The sequence below is a fragment of the Marinagarivorans algicola genome (assembly GCF_001292705.1).
Classification (GTDB): domain Bacteria; phylum Pseudomonadota; class Gammaproteobacteria; order Pseudomonadales; family Cellvibrionaceae; genus Marinagarivorans; species Marinagarivorans algicola.
Genome location: NZ_LGAK01000011.1, coordinates 41,164 through 62,791, shown reverse-complemented (window position 1 = coordinate 62,791; position 21,628 = coordinate 41,164). Strand labels below are relative to the sequence as shown.

At 48.6% G+C, this 21,628-nt stretch carries 21 protein-coding genes; 17 read left to right on the top strand and 4 right to left on the bottom strand.

Going from position 1 to position 21,628, the window contains the following annotated elements:
• The first annotated feature begins 322 nt into the window (after positions 1 to 322).
• From mobH to AC438_RS05045, 4 genes are read left to right on the top strand one after another with little or no spacing between them, the layout of a single operon-like run.
• Positions 323 to 2,473, top strand: a complete 2,151-nt coding sequence (gene mobH / locus AC438_RS05060; RefSeq protein WP_053980162.1) for a MobH family relaxase — start codon at positions 323 to 325, stop codon at positions 2,471 to 2,473.
• Between the two features lie 47 nt (positions 2,474 to 2,520).
• Complete coding sequence (gene traD, locus AC438_RS05055) at positions 2,521 to 4,341, top strand: conjugative transfer system coupling protein TraD (protein WP_053980161.1); 1,821 nt, start codon at positions 2,521 to 2,523, stop codon at positions 4,339 to 4,341.
• Positions 4,342 to 4,350: 9 nt separating this feature from the next.
• Positions 4,351 to 4,908, top strand: coding sequence for a hypothetical protein (locus tag AC438_RS05050; RefSeq protein WP_053980160.1), 558 nt, complete (start codon positions 4,351 to 4,353; stop codon positions 4,906 to 4,908).
• Positions 4,895 to 5,530: an IncC plasmid conjugative DNA transfer DtrJ family protein gene (locus tag AC438_RS05045; RefSeq protein ID WP_053980159.1), complete on the top strand. Its 636-nt coding sequence runs from the start codon at positions 4,895 to 4,897 to the stop codon at positions 5,528 to 5,530. Before AC438_RS05050 ends, AC438_RS05045 begins: the two co-directional genes overlap by 14 nt.
• A 25-nt stretch (positions 5,531 to 5,555) precedes the next feature.
• Here AC438_RS05045 and AC438_RS05040 read toward each other — a convergent pair whose 3' ends face one another.
• Complete coding sequence (locus AC438_RS05040; RefSeq protein WP_047109286.1) at positions 5,556 to 5,834, bottom strand: helix-turn-helix domain-containing protein; 279 nt, start codon at positions 5,832 to 5,834, stop codon at positions 5,556 to 5,558.
• A complete protein-coding gene (locus tag AC438_RS05035) occupies positions 5,831 to 6,154 on the bottom strand; it encodes a type II toxin-antitoxin system RelE/ParE family toxin (RefSeq protein ID WP_047109284.1) in 324 nt (107 codons plus the stop codon). The genes AC438_RS05040 and AC438_RS05035 overlap by 4 nt, the downstream gene beginning before the upstream one ends.
• Before the next feature lie 180 nt (positions 6,155 to 6,334).
• Here AC438_RS05035 and traL point away from each other — a divergent pair, with 180 nt between their 5' ends.
• The 6 genes from traL (at position 6,335) to traA (ending at position 10,441) form a co-directional block, all read left to right on the top strand.
• Positions 6,335 to 6,616 (top strand): type IV conjugative transfer system protein TraL, encoded by a 282-nt coding sequence (gene traL / locus AC438_RS05030; protein WP_045595195.1) that lies wholly within the window; start codon positions 6,335 to 6,337, stop codon positions 6,614 to 6,616.
• Positions 6,613 to 7,239: a TraE/TraK family type IV conjugative transfer system protein gene (locus tag AC438_RS05025; RefSeq protein WP_045595196.1), complete on the top strand. Its 627-nt coding sequence runs from the start codon at positions 6,613 to 6,615 to the stop codon at positions 7,237 to 7,239. The genes traL and AC438_RS05025 overlap by 4 nt, the downstream gene beginning before the upstream one ends.
• Positions 7,220 to 8,119, top strand: a complete 900-nt coding sequence (locus AC438_RS05020; protein WP_420798147.1) for a hypothetical protein — start codon at positions 7,220 to 7,222, stop codon at positions 8,117 to 8,119. The genes AC438_RS05025 and AC438_RS05020 overlap by 20 nt, the downstream gene beginning before the upstream one ends.
• Before the next feature lie 2 nt (positions 8,120 to 8,121).
• Positions 8,122 to 9,411 (top strand): TraB/VirB10 family protein, encoded by a 1,290-nt coding sequence (locus tag AC438_RS05015; protein WP_053980158.1) that lies wholly within the window; start codon positions 8,122 to 8,124, stop codon positions 9,409 to 9,411.
• Positions 9,412 to 9,485: 74 nt separating this feature from the next.
• Positions 9,486 to 10,058, top strand: coding sequence for a type IV conjugative transfer system lipoprotein TraV (gene traV / locus AC438_RS05010; protein WP_146008853.1), 573 nt, complete (start codon positions 9,486 to 9,488; stop codon positions 10,056 to 10,058).
• Complete coding sequence (traA, locus tag AC438_RS05005) at positions 10,055 to 10,441, top strand: TraA family conjugative transfer protein (protein ID WP_000180225.1); 387 nt, start codon at positions 10,055 to 10,057, stop codon at positions 10,439 to 10,441. The genes traV and traA overlap by 4 nt, the downstream gene beginning before the upstream one ends.
• A gap of 271 nt (positions 10,442 to 10,712) precedes the next feature.
• Here the strand turns inward: traA and AC438_RS05000 are convergent, their stop codons facing one another.
• Positions 10,713 to 11,369 (bottom strand): hypothetical protein, encoded by a 657-nt coding sequence (locus tag AC438_RS05000; protein ID WP_025611037.1) that lies wholly within the window; start codon positions 11,367 to 11,369, stop codon positions 10,713 to 10,715.
• A gap of 43 nt (positions 11,370 to 11,412) precedes the next feature.
• Positions 11,413 to 11,559, bottom strand: a complete 147-nt coding sequence (locus AC438_RS17085) for a hypothetical protein (protein ID WP_162838621.1) — start codon at positions 11,557 to 11,559, stop codon at positions 11,413 to 11,415.
• Positions 11,560 to 11,799: 240 nt separating this feature from the next.
• Between AC438_RS17085 and AC438_RS04990 the strand changes: the two genes are divergently transcribed.
• Genes AC438_RS04990 through traN form a run of 7 tightly spaced genes read left to right on the top strand, consistent with a single transcriptional unit; the run spans position 11,800 to position 21,569 of the window.
• Positions 11,800 to 12,492: a DsbC family protein gene (locus AC438_RS04990; protein WP_001228924.1), complete on the top strand. Its 693-nt coding sequence runs from the start codon at positions 11,800 to 11,802 to the stop codon at positions 12,490 to 12,492.
• A complete protein-coding gene (gene traC, locus AC438_RS04985; protein WP_053980156.1) occupies positions 12,492 to 14,891 on the top strand; it encodes a type IV secretion system protein TraC in 2,400 nt (799 codons plus the stop codon). The genes AC438_RS04990 and traC overlap by 1 nt, the downstream gene beginning before the upstream one ends.
• Entirely contained in the window at positions 14,884 to 15,231 is a 348-nt protein-coding gene (locus AC438_RS04980) for a hypothetical protein (protein WP_001044650.1), read from the top strand. Before traC ends, AC438_RS04980 begins: the two co-directional genes overlap by 8 nt.
• Positions 15,215 to 15,727, top strand: a complete 513-nt coding sequence (locus tag AC438_RS04975) for a S26 family signal peptidase (protein WP_172676695.1) — start codon at positions 15,215 to 15,217, stop codon at positions 15,725 to 15,727. Before AC438_RS04980 ends, AC438_RS04975 begins: the two co-directional genes overlap by 17 nt.
• A gap of 7 nt (positions 15,728 to 15,734) precedes the next feature.
• A complete protein-coding gene (locus tag AC438_RS04970) occupies positions 15,735 to 16,862 on the top strand; it encodes a TrbC family F-type conjugative pilus assembly protein (protein ID WP_238376322.1) in 1,128 nt (375 codons plus the stop codon).
• A gap of 13 nt (positions 16,863 to 16,875) precedes the next feature.
• A complete protein-coding gene (locus AC438_RS04965; protein ID WP_425311635.1) occupies positions 16,876 to 17,874 on the top strand; it encodes a TraU family protein in 999 nt (332 codons plus the stop codon).
• Positions 17,875 to 17,876: 2 nt separating this feature from the next.
• Positions 17,877 to 21,569 (top strand): conjugal transfer protein TraN, encoded by a 3,693-nt coding sequence (gene traN, locus AC438_RS04960; RefSeq protein WP_053980154.1) that lies wholly within the window; start codon positions 17,877 to 17,879, stop codon positions 21,567 to 21,569.
• Positions 21,570 to 21,628: the final 59 nt, after the last annotated feature.

Below are 21,628 nucleotides of genomic sequence, written 5' to 3'. Positions count from 1 at the left end.
TCTGCTTTACCCAGCCATTATTGACATGAGATTTGAGTTTTTAATAATGAGCGTTATAAATATAGAGAAGCGGGAAGTAGAGCTTAGTAACTGTTGAAAGGGCCAAACTGAAGTACACCTTAAGCCCTTCTACTATGTATGATAGTTTCTTCCTCTTTTATGCACAATACGTAAGTATCAATATAACCAACAAAATATTAACAATCGAGCTCGAGCTACTAAGTGGCCTGAAATAGGCGAGATAGTTTAATGCAATATTCTTGAATCTATCGAACTGAACAACCGTGGTTGAGCCTTCACACTATCGTGTCGGAGGTTCACTATGTTTAAAAACCTATTATTTCAAACCAAAGCACTACCAGACCTGTCATCGCAACTGAATACAGAAATTCCACGCTACCCCCCATTCCTGAAGGGTTTGCCAGCTGCGTCACCTGAAGATGTGCAGTCCACACAAGACGAGCTAATTGCCAAACTGCGCCAGGTACTTGGCTTTAATCAGCGTGATTTTCAAAGGCTGATTCAGCCCTGCATTGATCATCTGGCTGCTTATGTTCATTTGTTGCCAGCTTCTGAGCATCATCATCACAGTGGTGCTGGTGGTTTATTACGTCATTCTTTGGAAGTTGCTTTCTGGGCGGCACAAGCTGCTGAAGGGATCATCTTTGTTGCCAGTGGCACACCGATTGAGAAAAAAGAGCTAGAACCAAGGTGGCGTGTTGCGGCGGCATTAGGCGGTTTGTTCCATGATATTGGTAAGCCAGTTTCAGACTTGTCCATCACAGACGAAGATGGACGCTATCAGTGGAACCCTTTTTTAGAAACCTTATCCCAGTGGACCACAAATAACAGCATTGAACGCTATTTCATTCGCTGGCGCGACGGACGGTGCAAGCGGCACGAGCAATTTTCAATTCTGGTGTTAAACCGGGTGATGACACCTGAGTTGCTCGCCTGGTTAACCCAACCGGGCCCTGAAATTTTGCAAGCCATGCTGGAAGCGATTGGCAATACCGATCCCGAGCATGTCCTGTCTAAACTGGTCATTGAAGCTGACCAAACCAGTGTTCAGCGAGACCTGAAAGCTCAACGAATTTCCGTTGACGACAATGCCCTTGGTGTCCCAGTAGAACGCTATCTACTTGATGCCATGAGGCGATTACTTGCCAGTTCCCAGTGGCTGGTCAATCAGCGAGACGCCAGAGTCTGGTTACGAAAATCGAATCAATCAACCCATCTTTACTTGGTTTGGAAAAGCGCGGCTAAGGACATCATTGAGCTATTGGCCAAAGACAAGATACCTGGCATCCCAAGAGATCCCGATACCCTTGCGGACATCCTCATTGAGCGAAGATTGGCCACTAAATCCGCCTCAAATGAGCGATATGAAAGCTTTGCCCCTGAAGTGCTGATCAAAGACGGCAAGCCAATCTGGCTACCCATGCTGCATATTTCTGAGGCCGATTTATTGTTCAGCTCGAATGTGCCAAGTGGTGTTACGCTGTTTAGTAAACCTGAGTGGGAAGCAACACAGCAAACACAAGCAGAACCTCAGAGTCGTTCCAGTGAGCAGCAAGACTTGCCTGAAGCGTCATCATCAATTGAACACAGCAAATCGGCTGAGTTGCCATCGACAAAACCGTCCGAACAAGATGATGAACTTCGTCATGCAGACAATGTTAAAAATCCTCAGATAATTGAAGACGCTCCAGGTGATGGATGCGAAAAGCCTCACCATTCAAGCGATGCTGCAATCGCGAATAACGCAAACCAGCACGATGTAGAAGCATTGAATCTCCCTGATTCTTTGGCGTGGCTCCCAGAGGCAGGCAGTGCGTTGGTCATGGTTGGTGAACAGATATTGATCCGCTATCCCGATGCCGTAAGACATTGGTGTGCTCCCCGAAAATTGCTTGCTGAACTCAGTCGATTAGATTGGCTTGAATTAGATCCCGCAAACCCGACACGTAAGGCTAGAACTGTGACTACGAATGATGGTGTTCAGGAGCAAGGGTTGCTGCTAAAAGTGCCAGTTTCTAAAGGGCTCACTGCACTGATAGACCTATCCAAACAAGACGCAGAACCGGCGGCAGAAATTCAGATCGAAGAGGCTTCACAGCGTCCGAGTCGAACTGAGACAACCAATGTCCAAGCAAAAGAGCCCGCCAAAAGAGCGGAGCGTAATCAAAAGCCGATTGAGCCCAATGCGAACTCAAGTACAGACCTCAAACACGCGCAGCGGCAACAGATGGTTAATTTTGTGAAAGATTTGCCCATCTTACTGACCGATGGCGATTACCCAGGCGTGGATCATAGTGCCGATGGTATTCGCGTCACGATTCAAACTTTACGCCAAGTCGCCAATAAGCATGGCGTTCCAGCCGGACAGCTGCTTCGGGGGATCTCGGCCAGTGACCAATGCCAGTTTGATGAGGGGGAAACGGTTCTGTTTACCGCTCACGCTAAACGTTAATCCTTTTGAAATTAAGCGATTGCAAACGGTTATTTTGCGGAGCATGAATGAAAGAAAACGCATACGAGATGCCCTGGCGCACGAACTATGAAGCCATGGCAGCAGCAGGCTGGCTGGTTGGGGCCACTGGGGCGATTGCCGCAGAAATGCTCACTGAGCTACCACCTGAGCCATTTTGGTGGATGACAGGGATTTCCTCGGGCATGGCGTTGTACCGCCTGCCTGAGGCTTACCGTCTTTATAAGTTGCAAAAGGGACTAAAAGGCAAACCATTGACTTTTATGGAGCTGTCGCATTTGCAAAAGGTGATGGCAAAACATCCTGATGAATTGTGGTTAGGTTATGGCTTTGAATGGGACCAACGACATGCTCAACGCGCTTATGAAATCTTAAAGCGGGATAAGCAAACCTTGCTTAACCAAGGTCACGGCAAGCAAATGGGTTCGCCCTGGATCCATGGTGTGGAGCCGAAAGAAGAAGATGTGTACCAACCAGTTGGTCACACCGAGGGGCATACCTTAATTGTCGGTACGACCGGTGCCGGAAAAACCCGATGCTTTGATGCGATGATCACTCAGGCCATTTTGCGCAATGAAGCCGTGATTATTATTGACCCCAAGGGAGATAAAGAGCTTAAGGATAATGCACAGCGAGCCTGTATTGCCGCCGGTAGTCCTGAGCGCTTTGTGTATTTTCATCCGGGTTTTCCAGAGTATTCGGTTCGTCTCAATCCCCTTAGAAACTTTAATCGGGGCACTGAAATCGCCAGCCGAATTGCGGCATTAATTCCATCTGAAACCGGTGCTGATCCATTTAAAGCCTTTGGCCAAATGGCACTGAATAACATCGTGCAAGGTTTGTTGCTTACGTCACAACGTCCTGATCTGAAAACACTGAGACGATTCTTGGAAGGCGGTCCAGAAGGCTTGGTAGTAAAAGCCGTCACAGCCTGGGGTGAGCAGGTGTATCCGAACTTTAGTGTGGAGATTAAACGCTTTACCGAAAAGGCCAACACCTTGGCTAAACAAACTATGGCGATGCTGCTTTTCTACTACGAACGCATTCAGCCCGTTGCTGCCAATACCGATTTGGAGGGGCTTTTGAGCATGTTTGAACATGATAGAACCCACTATTCCAAAATGGTGGCTTCACTGATGCCGGTGCTCAATATGCTCACATCAAGTGAACTAGGTCCACTGCTATCACCTATTGCAAACGATGTGGATGACAGCCGGTTAATTACGGATTCTGGCCGAATTATCAACAATGCCCAAGTGGCGTATATCGGCTTGGATTCATTAACTGACGCCATGGTGGGCAGTGCCATTGGTTCGTTGCTTTTATCAGATCTCACCGCCGTAGCCGGGGACCGCTATAACTATGGTGTTGAAAATCGTCCCGTAAATATCTTCATCGATGAGGCGGCTGAAGTCGTCAATGATCCCTTCATTCAACTGCTCAACAAAGGCCGTGGCGCAAAAATGCGTTGTGTGATTGCTACTCAGACCTTTGCTGACTTTGCTGCTCGTACTGGCAGTGAAGCTAAAGCTCGCCAGGTGTTAGGTAACATCAACAACTTGATAGCCCTTCGGGTGATGGACGCCGAAACGCAGCAGTACATTACCGACAATCTGCCCAAAACTCGATTGCAGTACATCATGCAAACTCAAGGTATGTCTTCCAACTCGGACAGTCCAGCATTGTTTACCGGCAATCATGGTGAGCGCTTGATGGAGGAAGAAGGCGATATGTTTCCACCGCAGTTATTAGGCCAGCTCCCCAACCTGGAGTACATCGCCAAGCTTTCTGGTGGACGTGTGATCAAAGGCCGCATTCCTATTTTAACCAGCTCTACACAGGCAGCATAAGGAGTCTGTATGCATCATTCTGTCTGTCTGAAAATGACAACACTTTCCAGTAAAGAAATGCTTGCTCAGTGGCAGCAACATAACCCCCAGTTCAAGGAAACCTTAAGACTGCTTGAAACAGACTGGCCTCATGCTTTGGCCTCGGTCTATTGCTTGGCGGACTATTTAACGGATGCGTTCAGGTTAGATGGCCATTCCATCTTTGATTTGTGCCTTTGTAATGGCTTGGGTAGTTATGAAGGAGTCAGTTGTGATGATAGTGTACGCTTGTGGCATTTCATTGAGGCACTGACCTGGACTGCCGCCAGTGCTTTAACAGGGATTCGCCTGCGTGATCCTGACCATTTCGAGTGGGCTGCCGTAGATGGTGTGTATTTCTACTCCTGGATTCGTAATCGTCCAAATCGGATGGCGTATTTGGTTGAAGGACGCATCGACGTGCGTTATGTCAGTGGCCATACGACGACAAAGCGGCTTCAACAAGTGATTAAAGCCCGTATTATGACGCCAACCGTTGCAGCCATGCTGGCCCGAGTAGAAGAGGAGATTTGGCATGAGCAAGCATAAGTCGGTTTGGCTACTGTGTCTGGCACTTATGCTGGAGATTATTGCCATTGGCGTGTTAGTGCCCGGTGATTGGACTGGCCGGGTCATTAGTAAAGAGAAGCTGATGATCCAAAACCAATTGGGTGCTCAAACAAGCCATTGGATTGGTCAAACAAGCCATCGCTGGTATCAGTCATGGGTTGTGGATACACAAATGGAGCAATTTGTGCGTGATTTTCTAATCCCCACTGAAGAGCAACGACTTTATTCTAAAGGGATGGAGAACATGGGAGGCTTTTGGTTTGTGTGGGTGGAAGACCGTATTCAGGCATTTTTTGATGTGTTGTACCAAGTGTTCACTCGATTTGCTTTGTTGATGGTCTGGTTGCCCTTTGCGCTTATTCTCATGTTACCGGCGCTGTGGGACGGCTTGATGATCTGGAAGATTAAGAAGACAACCTTTGATTTTTCGAGCCCTATCATTCACCGCTACAGCATGATAATTCTGGGCTCAGGCGTCATCTTTCTCTTTATGGGATTGTTCGCTCCATTAGCTATTCCACCAGTGGTGTTACCGTCGCTGATCATCGGTTTAGCATTAATGGCGGGGTTGGCGTTAAGCCACTTGCAGAAGAAGATATGAGGCCTATCAGGCCTCATGAATGGCGTTAATTTATTTTTTGTGGCTTGAGTGTTAGTTCAAAACCACATGCGTGAGCATATTTTAGAAGAGTTGACCAACTTGGATTGGCATTACCTTTTTCTAAACGACTGACGTTACTTTTTTGGGTATGCATTCTTTCAGCAACCTGTTCTTGAGTAAGCCCTGCTTTTGTTCTCATGGTAAGCAATTGGTCAATAAAGCTGAACTCACTCTCAAGCTTATCGTACTCATTCTTAACTTCAGCATTGGCTAAGGAACGTTGTTTCAGTTTTTGCAGACTCATGATTTTTGAACCTCTTTTTGTCTATCTCTGGCAAGATTGAGCTCATTTTGGGGCGTCTTTTGAGATTTTTTTACAAAAGCGTGCAACACATAAATGTGCTTCCCTTTTAAGTAACAAAACAAGCCTCTACCAATACCTTCTTGTGCTTTGGCGCGGATTTCAAATAACCCATTGCCCATAGACTCAGTATGAGGAGACCCCAGGTTTGCACCATGCTTTTCCATCAGCTCTAATAGCTTAATCATGCGAGCTTGTATTTTGGGTGGCATATCGAGGATCTGATCCTCAACGCCATCGTAAAAGTCGATCTTCCAGCTCATGGGTATCCTTAATTTGGGTTATCATAAATGATAACTATGGTTGCTCGGTTTGTCTAGAACTTAACCGGCTTGTCTGAGTTGAACCCTCAAAAGCTTCAAGAATTCGGCATCTAGCTGACCACTGAACCTGCCAATCCCTAGGCATTCTTCACTTCTCAATTCAAACAATGAGGAGTGACCATGGAACCTGTAAATATTCCATCCTATATCGATGACCCGCCGCACTTCCTGCTTTGGAGTGCCGATGAGATGGCTCCCATTCTATTGGGGCTAGTGTTCGGCATTTTTACCGGTAATGCCCTGGTTTTATGCTTGTTGGGTTTGGTGACAACCAAGCTCTATCGGCGTTTTCGTGACGGTCGCCCAGATGGTTTTATTCTTCACGCCATCTACTGGGCCGGACTGCTGCCAACCAAAGCCAAGACGATCCCTAACCCATTTATCAGGAGCTATCTCCCGTGAAGTTCGACGTGTTTTTAACATCATGGCAAGGCACGCGATTAGAAAACCGATGGCAACGGTTCCTGATTGCGGTGCTGGTGCTATCTAACTTGCTGCTTGCGGTAGCGGCATTGTCTCGCAATACCGTGGTAGCCATTCAACCGCCAACCTTGTCTGAAATGGCTGAAGTGTCACGAAACCAAGCCACTCAACCTTACCTTGAATCTTGGGGGCTCTACCTGGCTGAGCTTATGGGCAACGTGACCCCGGGTAATGTGTCTTTCATCCGAGTTGCTATTGAGCCGCTACTCTCTCCAGCAGTCTACCAGCAAGTGGTCGATGCACTGGAAATTCAGGTAAGGCAAATCCGAGAAGACCGAGTCACGCTCAAATTCCAACCCAGACAAGTGGAGTATGAGCATGAAACCGGTCATGTCTTTGTGACTGGTTATTCCTTGGTTTCTGGACCATCTGGAGATGAACAGCGCCAAACTCGCACCTATGAGTTTGACATCGATATTGAGCAATACCGTCCAAAACTCAGTTGGATGGATACGTATGAGGGGCAAGCTCGAACGAAGCGAGTTCGTGAAAAGTTAACCCAAAAGCAAAACAGGAGGGTGAATGATGCTAACCCAAATTAGTCGGTGGATGACACCAAGCTTAATCGCAATGAGCTTGAGTAGCGTCCTGTTATCTCAAGCGTCGTATGCAGACGTGGAATTGCCGATTGTGCCAGCCAGTGTGATGAAGCAGTCCGCTACTGCAAATCCACCGGTTCAAAGCAAGACGGTGTCAACAGCTGCGCCAACAACGCTACTGATGACTCCAGGAGTCAATGAGCTGATCCCTGTAGCACTTGGGCATCTGAACCGGATTGTGACGCCGTTTGAATCCCCTCAGGTGAGAACGACCAGTGATGCTCAGACGCAAATCAAGGGTAATGTTGTATATGTGGCCACGGACAAAGAATCACCGGTTTCACTATACATAACTCCGCTTGGTCAGGAAGCACCCGCATTATCTGTCACCTTAGTACCTCGTCGTATTCCACCGCGTGAAATTGCCTTGGCTATTGATGGTCAGCAGTGGCCTATCAAGGGCGTCGTGAACCGAAAAGCCGCCACTTGGGAAACGGCTCAGCCATACGTTGATAGCCTACGTGATTTACTCAGACGCCTTGCATTAGATGAGTTGCCACAAGGCTATGACATTCGTTTGGCCTCTCAGGGTGATACCAGTCCTAAATGTTTTCAGCCAGGCCTAAAGTTTGGTTTTAAGCAGGGGCAAATTGTGACAGGGCATTACTTCACTGTCTATGTAGGACTGGTTGAAAGCTTTGCCGATGAGCCGCTAGAAGCCAGTGAGATAGCCTGTCATGCACCGGATATAGTGGCAAGCGCCTACTGGCCTCGCAATATCTTGTTGCCGGGTGAAAAAACTGAGTTTTACGTAGTTGTCCGCAATCATCGTGAAGAAGTGGTGGAAAGTCAGCGGCCTTCGCTTCTTATGGGAGGGGAGTAACGATGAAAGCACAATGGGAACAAATAAGCCCGAACATGAAGCGGGGCCTATCGGTTGCTGGTATTGCTGGTGGTCTCATCCTTATGGTAATGGTGTTTTCACCTAATCCTGATGATGGCGCAAGCAGTCGTAACCGACAGGAAACCATCCGGCACATTCTTACGGATACCAATACTCGTGGTGTTGGGGTCGATAGTTTGGCTGCGAACGTAAAACTACTCAGTGAGCGCAATGAACAGTTACGTCGTGAAGTTGAGCGCCTGCGTCGTGACGTCGATTCAGGAAGGGTAAGTCCAGGTTCGCCCTCTATACCAAGTGAGGTCAATGCGGAGCTGGCCCGCCTTCGAGCGGAACTTGATGATGTTCGCGCTGGAGACGATGCAGCAGTTGAAGGCACAAAGAGTCGTTTTGAAGTACCTTTGTCTGCCATGGAATTGCCTAAAGAAGAAAAGCCACTGCCGTCTAACCCAGACGACTATTTTGCTAATGCGCCGCTGCCTGATCCGCTCTATCAGCAGTCAGTCAATGGCCAAGGTACACGAGCACGGGATGTTCCATTGCTGCCAATCACGATTCGTATGATTGAGTCTGAAGTGGTTGCTGAACCAGAAGTTGCTGTGCAAGAAACGCCGCCTTTATATCTACCGGCGGGTAGCATTATCTCAGGTACTTTGATCACGGGTTTGGATGCACCAACTTACGAGTCCGCAAGACGCGAACCTTTTCCTGCATTGCTGAGGATTCAAAAGGACGCCATTTTACCCAATCGATTTAGGGCGGATATCAAAGAGTGCTTCTTGATCGCCGCAGGTTACGGTGATTTGAGCTCTGAGCGTGCTTATTTGCGAGGTGAGACCATCTCATGTGTGAGAAAAGATGGTGGCGTCATTGAAACACGACTGGATTCTTATGCAGTGGGTGAAGACGGCAAAGCCGGTATTCGTGGCCGGTTAGTGTCGAAACAAGGCCAACTGGTGGCCAAATCGATGATGGCCGGGTTCCTTCAGGGCTTGGCTGGTGCTTTTGATGTGAAGCCAGTTCCAACGATTCAAACGGGTAATGCCGGTGATACTCAGCTATACCAGCAGGTCATGAGCCAAGAAGCATTGCAAGGTGCTGCGATTAAAGGTACTGGCAAAGCCTTGGATAGAGTGGCCAAGTTCTATTTGGACATGGCTGAAAATATGTTCCCAGTTATAGAGGTAGACGCTGCAAGGAAAATTGAAGTCATAGTCACTCGTGGGGTCTCGTTGTCGTTGGCCACTTCGCAAGGGGGAGGTGCAAGAAGATGAAAAAATCCTGCATGTTGCTAACCGATCGAAGTCCGTTTCAGACAATAAGATGTGTATCCAGAGGAGAGTTAACCATGACGACATCAATGCAGAACAACCCAAAGCACCAGTCAAAACAGTGGTCTAAAGCTGGATTACTTTTATTGGCAGTCGGCTCAACCTTATTGTCTGGCTGTAGTTCATTGGGTCTTGGGAGTAGTGAATATGGATGCCCAGGTATGCCTGACGGTGTGCGCTGTTTATCCGCTCGTGAAGTCTATGAGCTTACCAGCAATGGCGCTGCACCCAAGACGATTGATGCTGTGGCGACTCGAATTGGTTCTCCCTCTGGGTATTCACAATCTGATTTAGAGACAGGACTGCTGAGCCATCCAGCATTACCCGAGACGCAGCAATCTGCACCTCTTCGCATTCCTTCAAGGGTGATGAGAATTTGGATTGCGCCTTGGGAGGATGACCGTGGAGATCTGAATTTATCCAGCTACGTGTTTACCGAAATTGAACCGCGCCGGTGGGATATTGGGGTGTCAGCACCTCGAACGGTTTCGCCAGTGCTACGTCCACTTCAGACTCAAAGCGATTCTGCCTCAGCGGGAGCTGATGGTAAGCGCGATAACTTGAGTATCTACGGAGAAACTAACGAATGACAAATGCAGTTCGCACCATTCAAACTCAGCGCCTAATGACCATTGGTGCGCTTGGTTTAATGGCGTTAATGATTTCGGAGCCCTCATTTGCGGGCACCGGTGGTGATGCTTTCACCGATGTGTGGGATACCCTAAAAGATTGGACCCAAGGTACTTTGGGACGGATCGTAGCGGGAGCCATGGTACTGGTGGGTATTGTGGGCGGTATCGCTCGCCAAAGCTTGATGGCTTTTGCCTTGGGCATTGGTGGCGGTATGGGTCTCTACAATACGCCAACAGTCGTTGAAAGTGTTATGTCTGCAACTTTACCTGTAGTTGCCAGCACTCAAGAAGTCATTGGCACAACAGTTCCAGCAATTAGCGCCGTCTTACTGGGCACCTGATAACACTAAAAAACGCCCAAGCGGCCAGATATCTGACGGCTTGGGCGTCATCCCACCCCGTACCCGTTTATCATGACGGCGTTTCAGTTAATAGGTTTCCCATTCACTTAGCTTGATTTCAAGCAGCGGCCATGAATACCGAAAAGAATGCTAGCGCCGCCACTGCAAAAGGCAGTTAGCGGGGCTTTCCTTGAGGGAGCACATTCAAACAGGCTACTAGCCTGATATTTTGAGCTTTAGGCGCTCGTTCCTTTTGGGTTGGATTTACACACTACCAAACGGCAGGATATTCAACAATACCCGACACTGGGAATCCATGGTTTAAAAGAGATTGTCTGATTAAGAACGGCAACGTATTAGCATCACTTGGGTATCTGCTTAACTTTTCATTGGAATAGTGATCAATGAAATCGATTAGCTGCGTCGTAGTTAAAGGTTCGAGCACATGCGAATTCCAAACAGCATCCTCTACGCTATGATCAAGTTCTTCATTCGTATGCCTGAAAGTCAATCGACTTTGACTGACGACGCGAAACTGATCGGCCCCTTGATGGTGTACCACGAGTTTTAGCTCTGGAACTTTTTTGACCAGTTTGCCTCGTTGGTCTCTTCGCGGATCATAAAATGCTTGGCTAAGAATTACCTTCCCTTCAACACGGTAAAAGGTTTTCTCCATAGTTTCAGTGTTTAATGACCAATAAACTTTAAAACTGTTTCGACGAATTTTGTTGCCATAGATATTGAGCAAAGGCAGCAGTTGTTGTTCCGTGCCTTGTTTCGAACCTTTGTTCCAAGCACTTACGATGGATTGCTGTGTTCTGCATTTTTCTGCAATCTCTTGTTGCGTCCACCCGTCGTTCAGTGCAAGCCGAATAAGTTCTCTTGTCCATTTGAACGGTTTTTTCTTACTGTTTTTGCTCTTGTCCATGTAGTCCCTTAAAGGAAAGGGAGCATTAAGCCCCCTTCACAACTTATTTTTTCTTACCGCCATTCTGCGGATTTTGAGGGTTCATCTGCCACCCTCGATTTCCTTGGTTTTGTGAGTAAGTCTTGTTAGTACCAGACGTACCCTTATTGGCGTTTGTCATATCTGAGTTGTGATTGTTTTGCTTAGACATTTTGTCTCCTTGTTTATGTAAAAGTACAAGGCACATGCTATCAAGGGCAAAAAATCACGCGACTGATGATTTGATGATAATTGGTGATATTCACTGATATTTTCTGATTTTTCAATTTTTCTAGGTCAACGGGAGAATAGGATGCCTAGCAAGGCACCCAATTCTTCAATCTATCTAACCGAGTCCACATAGGACAACTGCATAGACTGGAGCCTCGATTTACATTAACGAGGACTCCTCATGCGAAAACTATCTCCAATTATTCTGGCTCTTGCGCTGTCTCCATTGGTTCAAGCTGAACCTGTGTCTGAAGTGTCGCCCGTTGGCAAAATTGACGGCATGGTTTCTTTACCTGTCACGGGTATGAAAGCGGTCGAAAGCAATGGCCGTATTGTTTTCATGTCAGACAGTGGCCGGTTCGTCATTGATGGCACGCTCTATGACGCTTGGTCGAAAAAGCCGCTTACTAGCCTTGAAGAGATTCGTGAAGCGGGGAACACGCTGGACTTAAGTCGTCTTGGCTTAAAAATGGATGATTTGAACCCACTGACGCTGGGCGAAGGCAAAAAGAAAGTGGTGGTCTTTGTTGATCCACGATGCCCGCACTGCCATGAGCTTTTGAAGCAAGCCTTACCGCTCACCAAAGAATACACCTTCCAAATTCTCCCTGTGCCAGTGCTTGGTCCAGATTCAGAGCGTCAGGTTCGCCAGCTCGGCTGTGCGCGTGACAAGAAAGCGGCCACCGATGCATTGCTGAATGGCCGGATTGGTAACCTAGAGCAGGATGATGCCTGCAACTTAGAACCAATGCAGCGTACTTTGGTGACGGCTCAAATTCTGGGCATTCAAGGTGTGCCTTTCATCGTCGCCAATGATGGTCGCATCAGCCGAGGCCGTCCTTATGATCTTTCTGCTTGGTTGGAGGGGCGTTAATGAAAGCCTCTCTGTATTCAGGGCAACGCGCTTCAGAGCTCTTGCCAGTATTGGCCTATTCAGACGATGAGCAACTGTTTTTCATGGAAGACCAGAGTGTTGGCTTTGGTTTTCTATGTGACCCATTGCCGGGTGGTGATGAGTCTGTTGCAGACAGGGTTAATGTTCTACTCAACAACGACTGGCCAAAAGACACTTTGCTGCAATTTGGCCTGTACGCATCCCCTGATATTCAAACCGACCTTCAGCGCATGATGGGCTTACGGCATCGTCAATCCGATCCATTGCTTAGGGCGTCGATACGCAAACGTGCGGACTTCCTCGATGGGGGCACGGTTCAACCGATAGAAGAATCGACTCAGACTCAGGTACGCAACTTTCAACTGATCGTCACCTGCAAATTGCCTTTGGAAAGCCCTATACCGACGGAGCGTGAGTTGAGTCGAGCATCCGCGCTTCGAGCTTCTTTCTCTCAGGCGTTGGCAACGGTTGGTTTTCGCGTCACTGAGATGACTGACCGAAACTGGATCGCGGCATTAAGTGCGCAGCTTAACTGGGGAAAAGATGCTTCCTGGCGCAATCCATCACCCATTCGAAGTGAGGCTGATAAACCACTTCGAGAGCAAGTGTTGGATTATGACCGAGCTATCAAGGTGGATAGCCAAGGTCTAATGCTGGGCGATTACCGAGTTAAAACCTTATCGTTTAAACGCTTGCCTGAGCGGATCTGGTTTGGTCATGCCGCAAGTTTTGCGGGCGATATGATGACGGGTAGTCGCGGTTTACGCGGAAGCTTTTTGCTGAATGTCACCATTCACTTTCCTTCAGCCGAGGCCATGCGATCTCGTTTAGAGACGAAGCGTCAATGGGCGGTCAATCAGGCCTATGGCCCGATGCTCAAGTTTGTGCCGGTGCTTGCAGCCAAGAAAAAGGGATTTGATGTTCTTTTTGAAGCCTTGCAAGAAGGTGATCGTCCTATTCGGGCAAACATGACCTTAACGCTGTTTTCACCAACTGAAGAAGCGTCCATCAGCTCTGTTTCAAATGCTCGAACTTATTTCAAAGAACTCGGATTTGAGCTGATGGAAGACAAGTACTTCTGTTTGCCCATTTTTCTGAATGCCCTGCCATTTGGTGCTGATCGCCAGGCGATGAACGACTTGTTTCGATTCAAGACCATGGCGACACGGCATGTGATCCCACTGTTGCCTTTGTTTGCGGATTGGAAAGGCACGGGCACGCCAGTGATTAACTTTGTTTCCCGTAATGGCCAGATCATGAGTGTGTCCCTTTATGACTCGGGCAGTAATTACAACTGTTGCATCGCGGCGCAATCAGGGTCGGGTAAGTCATTCCTGGTGAACGAAATCATCTCCTCCTACTTATCTGAAGGCGGGCAATGCTGGGTGATTGATGTTGGCCGGTCTTATGAAAAGCTGTGTGAAGTCTATGACGGTGAGTTCTTACAGTTCGGGCGGGACAGTGGCATTTGCTTGAATCCGTTTGAAATCGTTGAGGACTATGACGAAGAAGCGGATGTGTTGGTTGGGTTATTGGCCGCAATGGCCGCACCTACGCAGTCATTAACCGATTTTCAGATGGCCAACCTAAAGCGTCAGACCCGTGAACTGTGGGAGAAAAAAGGTCGTGCCATGTTGGTTGATGATGTGGCAGAGGCTTTGAAAAATCATGAAGACCGACGTGTGCAAGACGTGGGTGAGCAGCTCTATCCGTTTACGACACTAGGCGAATATGGCCGCTTCTTTAATGGCCACAACAATATTCGTTTCAAAAACCGTTTCACTGTTTTGGAGTTAGAAGAGCTCAAGGGGCGCAAGCACCTACAACAAGTGGTGTTGCTTCAGCTTATCTACCAAATCCAACAAGAGATGTACTTAGGTGAGCGTGATCGTCGCAAGATTGTGTTCATCGACGAAGCCTGGGATCTGCTGACTCAAGGTGATGTCGGTAAATTTATCGAAACGGGTTACCGGCGATTTCGAAAATATGGCGGCAGTGCTGTAACGGTAACGCAATCGGTCAACGATTTGTATGATAGCCCTACAGGTAAAGCCATCGCTGAAAACTCAGCCAATATGTACCTGCTTGGCCAAAAAGCTGAAACCATCAACGCGCTCAAAAAAGAAGGCCGCTTGCCACTAGGTGAAGGCGGTTATGAATACCTGAAAACGGTTCATACCGTCACGGGTGTCTATTCCGAAATTTTCTTTATTACCGAAATGGGCACCGGGATTGGCCGCCTCATTGTCGATCCGTTTCACAAGCTGTTGTACTCGTCCCGTGCAGAAGATGTAAACGCGATTAAACAGTTAACGCGCAAAGGCCTTTCTGTTGCTGATGCCATCTCTCAGTTGTTGAAGGAGCGAGGCTATGAATAAGACCACGCTTTGGCCATTTATGGCCTCTATTACTTTGTCTATTGCAGGCAGCGGTTTAATGACCAGCTGGCTCTTAATGAAAACACTCGAACCCATCCACAGCCAGTTGGCGTTAAGTACGCCCATTGCAGTCGTGGATTTTGGGGAGGCGGTGTTGTCACTAGGCCCCAATGCCAGCGAACAAGACATCGAGTCCAGGTTGCTTCAGACCAACCAGCAAATTGAAAAGTTAAAAGCGGCCGGTTTTATCGTGCTGGATGCCCAAGCTGTGGTGGGTGCAGATGATTCTGTATTCGTACCAGTAGGCTCAAAGGAGGTGTCTCATGCAGATACTCCGTAAAAGAATGCCTTGGCGGCCATACCTCATCCGGTTGACTGTTCTTGCGTTAATCATGGCCTTGGTAGGCACTTACGCCATGATGCGCTACCGAATAGGTATTGATACCCAGCAAGAGCGCTGCCTGCCTGATACCACGGTGTATCTGATTGACCTATGGAATAAAGAGCCCGTTAAGGATGGTTTGTATGCCTTCCACTCAAAAGGACTCGCTCCGTTATATACCGACGGTACTCGGATGCTTAAACGCCTAACAGGGATGCCTGGGGATGAAGTCAATGTGACGCCTGAGCATGTGCTGGTGAACGGTGCTGAAGTCTCTACCGGCATGGCATTAGCCCAGCGTCTTGGTGTGGCGGAATCACAATTTAGCCGCTCATTGACGCTGCAAGAAAACGAATATTGGTTTTCCGGCGAGGCTGCAACGAGTTTCGACTCCCGCTATTGGAATGCCGTTAAGCGCGAGCAGATTGTCGGTCGCGCTTGGTCGCTTTGGTAGGAGGTAGATGATGAGAAGACTATGTCTCTTATTTTTGTTGGTTGCTCCATTGTCTTGGGTTCAAGTGTCCTGGGCACAAGAGCCTTTTCTGTTGTCTGACGAAGACAAAAAGATCGTCGAAATGAGCCGCAGCATTTTACAAAGTTCTGTGGATGGTTCATCTGAATTTATCGAGCCTTTTTCACCGATTGAACAACCTGCGTCGCTCAAACACGACGATGAATGGTTGATATTTGCGTCGTCCTCACTGGGGGATTCCTCACTGAAGCAGCTATTTAAAGAGGCCAGTGCTACCGGCGCTATTGTGTTGTTTCGGGGAATTCCTGAAGGAAAGACCTTGGGGGCGGCTATCCGTGATTGGCATACCCTGATGACGGGGCTTGATCCTGTTCCTCAGGTTCGAATCGATCCTAAAGCCTTTGTGCACTGGCGGGTGACTAGCGTGCCTGCCATATTCCGCATAGAGGATGACAAGGTGACTGCAAGTGCACTAGGGGTTTACAGCAAGGACTGGTTGCAACGTCAAATTGAAACAGGCAATACCGGATCATTGGGTCAACGCGGTCCTATTCATTCCATTTTAGAACTGGATTTGATGCAAGTGGCGATGCAGCGCTTACAGTCGATTGACCTGGGCGCATTAAAGAAAAAAGCCATTGAGCGTTTCTGGTCTCGCCAAACATTTACTGAGTTACCCAAAGCCACGCAGTATCGGATAAGAATGGTTGATCCAACCATCGTCATGCAGCGGCCACTATTGGATGCTAATGGCCGAACATTGATCCCAGCAGGAACGCGTATTAACCCGCTAAAAGCCTTGCCGTTTACTCAGCAGCTTGTGGTGTTTAATGCGTCGAACGCTGAAGAAGTGGACGCAGTAGCGCATTGGCTTGAGACGCAAGATAGGACACTGCGCCGCATTACGCTTATCACCACGCAGCTCGACCGTGCCCAAGGCTGGAATCGCCTCAATGCGCTCGAAAAGACATTGGATAGCCCGGTTTACCTTCTCAATGCCTCGCTAAAGCAGCGCTTTGATTTGCAAGTCACCCCATCGTTTGTTCAAGCAAAGGGACTCGCGTTTGAAATAGAAGAAATTCCAGCAAAGGAGCTTGTTCATGAAAAAGCTCAATAATACGTATCGTCTGTTGCGGACTCTCGTTGTCATGTTTGTCCTGGGCGCATCTATTCCTGCTAAAGCCGAACTAACCTGCCCAGACGCGGGTTTATTGTCGGGTAAGTTGCTGACGGATGTTTGCTGGTCATGCATTTTTCCTATCCGGGTTGCAGGTCTTCCACTTGGCTCTGGCAGTGTCCCAAGCGGCGCATCAAACAAGTCATTTTGCTTATGTGAAGACAACTTAGGCGTGCCAAGGCCAGGTATTGTTACCAGCATGTGGGAGCCAGCGCGTCTGATTGAACTGGTCAGAACGCCGGGTTGCTCGCCTTCCCTGGGAGGGATTCGTTTACCGTTAGGTGATAGGCGATTGCAAGGTGGTCATGGCGAGGGTGAATACGATACCGGTGATCTCGCTTTCTACCATTACCATTATTATGCCTTTCCGCTTTTGGTCATGCTCGATTTGTTCATGGATGGCAATTGCAATGCCGATGGTTACATGGACTTTGACTTGATGTATTTGTCGGAATTGGACCCAACATGGCTGAACGATGAACTGGCCTTTTTTACTCAGCCTGAAGCTGCTGCCGTTGCCAATCCATTGGCTATTTCGGCTTGTACCGCTGACGCTGCCTCATCAACGCTTGGTAAACCCATCGACCAATTGTTTTGGTGTGCTGGCAGTTGGGGCCATCTCTACCCGTTATCTGGCCACACCTTAGCCTTTGGCTCAATAGCAGAAAACACCAGCCATTTAGCGGCGCGTGCAATCGCGGCTCAACACAGGCGTGGTCTTGCAAGGCGAACAATGGGGAACAGTGCGCTATGCCGACCTGTTATCGAACCCATGCTGCCGAAATCCCAATACAAGATGAGTATGTTCTTCCCTGTACCAGAAACTGAAAGTGCGCATGTCATCGGTGAAAGCACCATGAAATGGGGAGAGTGGCGAACGATCCCCGGTGCCGGTGAAGATGCGCTCTACATTTTGTGGCGCTGGCAAGACTGCTGTAACTCGGGAGGTTAACCATGAAACCAACACTTTTTACCCGAGTTTTAGCGGGTGTTTTATCAATCACTATGGCGTGCTTGCCCTTACATGGTGTGACCGCTGATGTGCAGCGCCAATCCGGCTTAAGCGGACAACAAGAAGGTAAGCAATTACTGCAAAACTGGACGATGCCCGCACTTAACGGCAATACATTGTTGGTGCCGAGTGGCAGTGGTAATGAGTCCATTAACTTGCAAGAGCTATTTCCTGGTATGGATCAGGGCTCATTAGATGTCTTAACGGGCGTTTATGGCTCTGATACCAGCATGAATCAATTGGGGACGCAGCGCCAAGAGAGCATGGCATCCGAGAGTGGCGCTACGGGTGAGGCGTTTCGTTCGCTACAGGAAATCAAAGACAGGTCGCGGCCAGATATGGTCAATGATCCGCTTTGGGCATTAACTGATGCGGTTCAAACTGACCCCAATCTATTAACCCAAAGCTTCCCCGGCTGTGAGTCTCAAGGTGAAGGCAGCCCAAATTACCAGCAATGTGACAGGCTCAATACAGCGGTTAACAGCTGCACTATTACTCACGATTACACGGCAGGCATTATTGAGCATGTTTCAGGACCGATGAACCTTCGCTCTTGTGGTGAGGGGTGTCTTGAAGTTTGGATAGGACGTATTGGCGACAACTACTGGAGTGGCCGTTGTAAAGTGTTTGAACAGGCCATCACACTCAAAGTCGTGAACCCCGATGCGATTACCTCAGCCGTTCTTGAGTACGCTAAATGGGATGACTACATGCAAGTTTGGCTTGGCGATCAGAAAGTCTGGTCTGGGCCGAACAATAACTTTCCACCAGAAACGGCAGGTCGCTGCGAGCTCAGTACCAGTTGGGAGCGCAATCCAAATACCGATCTCACTGCCAAGCTAAAAGCGGTAGAGCCCGGTTTAGAAGTGCCGATAAAAATTCGCGTATCGGTTACGGGTAGTGGTGAGGGGTATGCACGCATCAAGGTGCGCTTTGATCCAACCAAGGTGGTGATGAATGATAGTTGGTCGCCACAAGCCTGTATCGAACAAGCAGCGGATATCCCAGCTAAGTTTTCAGACTACAGCATTCAATGCACGGATCAGCCGTCTTCAACCAACGGATGTACGGTGGTTAATGGTGTTTCAGTTTGTGAATCCTACTTTGCCCCAAGCCCAGTGGCTGGCATATCGCCTTTGTGTCGGCGTGTACAAGTTAGTGTGGATGATGAAAGCTATAAGGGGATTGAAAATCAGGCCTGCCAAGTGCTTGAAGCGAACCCTTCCTGTGGCTTCATGTCGTCAGAATGTGCCGAAACCAATGATAGAGGTGAATGCATTCGTTTTACCGATACCTTTGACTGTGGATTGCAAACCAACGATCCAAAGTGCGTGGTATCCAATCTTATGCCGAGTAGTTTTGAGGCCTGTGAGCCTACTCAGACGATTACGCCATTTACTGAAACCAAGCATGTACCGGATTACCAGGTGTGTGAGAAGATCAGCACGCTTACTGAGTGTCAGTTAGAACGACGTGTATCCGCTGAAACCCATCAACAAAGCTGGTCCATTGAGCGCGGTTGCTTTAGCTCTGAAACGCTCAGCTTTGTTCCACAGCACAGCAGCACTATGCAAACTGGAAACGCGACGCTGAGAGTGTTTGATAATCAAAATACTGAGATAAAAATCACCGAGTCGCCGTCCAAGGCAAATGGCTGGAAAACGACACTCTCATTGACGGGCAACAAGGAGACGGTCACAGAGACGAAACCGTCCATTAAATACCCTGAAATGACCTGTCCAAAAGGAACCTTGGTTGGCTCATTGTGCAAGGTCGTTAATGGGTCGATTATTTCGTGGCATGAACCGCAGGAAGTCACGCGTTCCAGATGTGAGTCCGGCTGGAACAAAGTCGATTTCGAAACTTGCAGCCGAGAAGTTCAGAAGTGTTTGGCTCCTGCGAAACTGAGTGCTTCCTTGACCTTCTCTGGCAAATACTTAGAGCAAGACGTTGTTCATCAATCAAGTGATCCGGGCATAGACCAATGCTTGATGCAAACGGATCAGTTTACTGCGGTTCAGTGGCAGTGTTTGGATACAGGGACAAAACGAATCGACGGGTTAACGGTTGGTAGTGGTGAGTTGGCGAATCTTGGAAGTCTTTACCCGGCTGTTGTTTCGTCTCCTGCTCATTTAACCAGTCGTGGCAGCTCTGATGGACTGGGGCTCTCATGCTGGAGGGCAAGAGCGACCTACAATGCTTCGACTGCTCATCCAGAGTTCAACATGGGCAGCTCAGATAGCTGGGTAGATGCCAATGGTAATACACAAACCATCGTCAATAACGGACAAAACACGACCACCAATACGTGTGCCGCGCTGGAGCAAAACCCGGCCTGCCAGTATGTCAGAACCGAATGCACTGAAGGCGGGGCTGGTCATGAAGGCTTCTGCTATATCCAAAGTTTGGTGTATGACTGCGGACAAAGCGTTGAAGTGCAAAACGCTCGAATGGAAACTCAATACAACTGTGAGGGGCCAGTTCGCTGCATGGGCACAGATTGTTTAGAGCCAGAGTCAATCAAGCAGGCTAACTTTGCAGAGGCCGCTGCCATGCTTAATGCGGCGCAGTTTATGACCAATGATATGTCATGTACGGGAGCTGATGGCCAAGACAACGTCGAGTGTACGGTCTTTAAAGGTAATGCTGGCCAGTGCAAAAAAGCCGTTGGCGGTATAGTGGATTGCTGTGAAAAGCCAAGTGGCGTGTCGCTATCGGACTACATCACGATGATAGTGGCGGTCAACAAGCTTGATACGGCAGTCATGGCCATGAATCCGTCTTCGGCAATCTATGGTTCCTGGAATACGCTCAGGGAACCAATCACCAGTACTTGGAGTGCGGTCAAAGAGCCCTTTGTGTCTGCATGGGACTCTCTCATGGGGGCTGGGCCATCAACGGCTGCTGGCGCGGGAGCGGAGCAAGCTGCGACTGGCTTCATGCAGGTGTTGACCAACAAAACGGCTGAATGGGTAGGTACGACCTTTGGTTCGGGGGCGCAATCGGCACTGTTTAGTAACGTTGGTGGCGCGGTTGGAGCCGATGGTGTCGTATCGGGTGGTAACTTTGCGCTGGGTGGCGCTGCGGGCGCGGTTCTGAGTACGGTTATGACGGCCTACATGATTTATTCAGTCACTATGATCCTCATTCAGCTTATCTGGAAATGTGAGCAGAGTGAGTTTGAGATGAACGCTAAGCGGGTATTGAAGAGTTGCCATTATGTAGGCTCTTACTGCAAGTCTAAGTTCTTAGGTGCCTGTGTTGAGAAACGGCAGTCATATTGCTGCTTTACTTCGCCGCTTTCACGGATCATTCAAGAACAAGTTCGTCCGCAGTTGGGCCTTGGCTGGGGCAGTGCAAAGTCACCAAACTGCGAAGGTTTGACCGCGAGTCAGTTAAACCAGGTAGATTGGAGCCAAGTCAATCTGGATGAATGGATAGGTATTTTGTCGATCACGGGCAACCTACCCGAAGTACCGTCACTGGATCTGGAAAGACTCACTGGCTCAGGAAGTACGCTAAACGTGGATGGAAACCGTCAAAGTGCCGCAGACAGAGCCATTGAACGGCTAAACGGAATGGATGCCCAGAAACTGCGTCAGGTGGCGACGGAAGAAATTTCGGGGAATAACTAGAAGAAAAAATCTTTGTCAGCTCCAGTATATTTTGGAGCTGACATCGCGCTAGATGTTGC

Coding starts and splice junctions, on each gene's coding strand:
- AC438_RS05045 (WP_053980159.1), top strand. CDS start 4,895: ATGAGCAAGCATAAGTCGGTTTGGCTACTGTGTCTGGCACTTATGCTG.
- mobH (WP_053980162.1), top strand. CDS start 323: ATGTTTAAAAACCTATTATTTCAAACCAAAGCACTACCAGACCTGTCA.
- AC438_RS05050 (WP_053980160.1), top strand. CDS start 4,351: ATGCATCATTCTGTCTGTCTGAAAATGACAACACTTTCCAGTAAAGAA.
- AC438_RS17085 (WP_162838621.1), bottom strand. CDS start 11,559: ATGTCTAAGCAAAACAATCACAACTCAGATATGACAAACGCCAATAAG.
- AC438_RS04980 (WP_001044650.1), top strand. CDS start 14,884: ATGAATAAGACCACGCTTTGGCCATTTATGGCCTCTATTACTTTGTCT.
- AC438_RS04990 (WP_001228924.1), top strand. CDS start 11,800: ATGCGAAAACTATCTCCAATTATTCTGGCTCTTGCGCTGTCTCCATTG.
- AC438_RS05035 (WP_047109284.1), bottom strand. CDS start 6,154: ATGAGCTGGAAGATCGACTTTTACGATGGCGTTGAGGATCAGATCCTC.
- traN (WP_053980154.1), top strand. CDS start 17,877: ATGAAACCAACACTTTTTACCCGAGTTTTAGCGGGTGTTTTATCAATC.
- AC438_RS05040 (WP_047109286.1), bottom strand. CDS start 5,834: ATGAGTCTGCAAAAACTGAAACAACGTTCCTTAGCCAATGCTGAAGTT.
- traD (WP_053980161.1), top strand. CDS start 2,521: ATGAAAGAAAACGCATACGAGATGCCCTGGCGCACGAACTATGAAGCC.
- traA (WP_000180225.1), top strand. CDS start 10,055: ATGACAAATGCAGTTCGCACCATTCAAACTCAGCGCCTAATGACCATT.
- AC438_RS04970 (WP_238376322.1), top strand. CDS start 15,735: ATGATGAGAAGACTATGTCTCTTATTTTTGTTGGTTGCTCCATTGTCT.
- traC (WP_053980156.1), top strand. CDS start 12,492: ATGAAAGCCTCTCTGTATTCAGGGCAACGCGCTTCAGAGCTCTTGCCA.
- traV (WP_146008853.1), top strand. CDS start 9,486: ATGACGACATCAATGCAGAACAACCCAAAGCACCAGTCAAAACAGTGG.
- traL (WP_045595195.1), top strand. CDS start 6,335: ATGGAACCTGTAAATATTCCATCCTATATCGATGACCCGCCGCACTTC.
- AC438_RS05015 (WP_053980158.1), top strand. CDS start 8,122: ATGAAAGCACAATGGGAACAAATAAGCCCGAACATGAAGCGGGGCCTA.
- AC438_RS05020 (WP_420798147.1), top strand. CDS start 7,220: ATGATGCTAACCCAAATTAGTCGGTGGATGACACCAAGCTTAATCGCA.
- AC438_RS05000 (WP_025611037.1), bottom strand. CDS start 11,369: ATGGACAAGAGCAAAAACAGTAAGAAAAAACCGTTCAAATGGACAAGA.
- AC438_RS04975 (WP_172676695.1), top strand. CDS start 15,215: ATGCAGATACTCCGTAAAAGAATGCCTTGGCGGCCATACCTCATCCGG.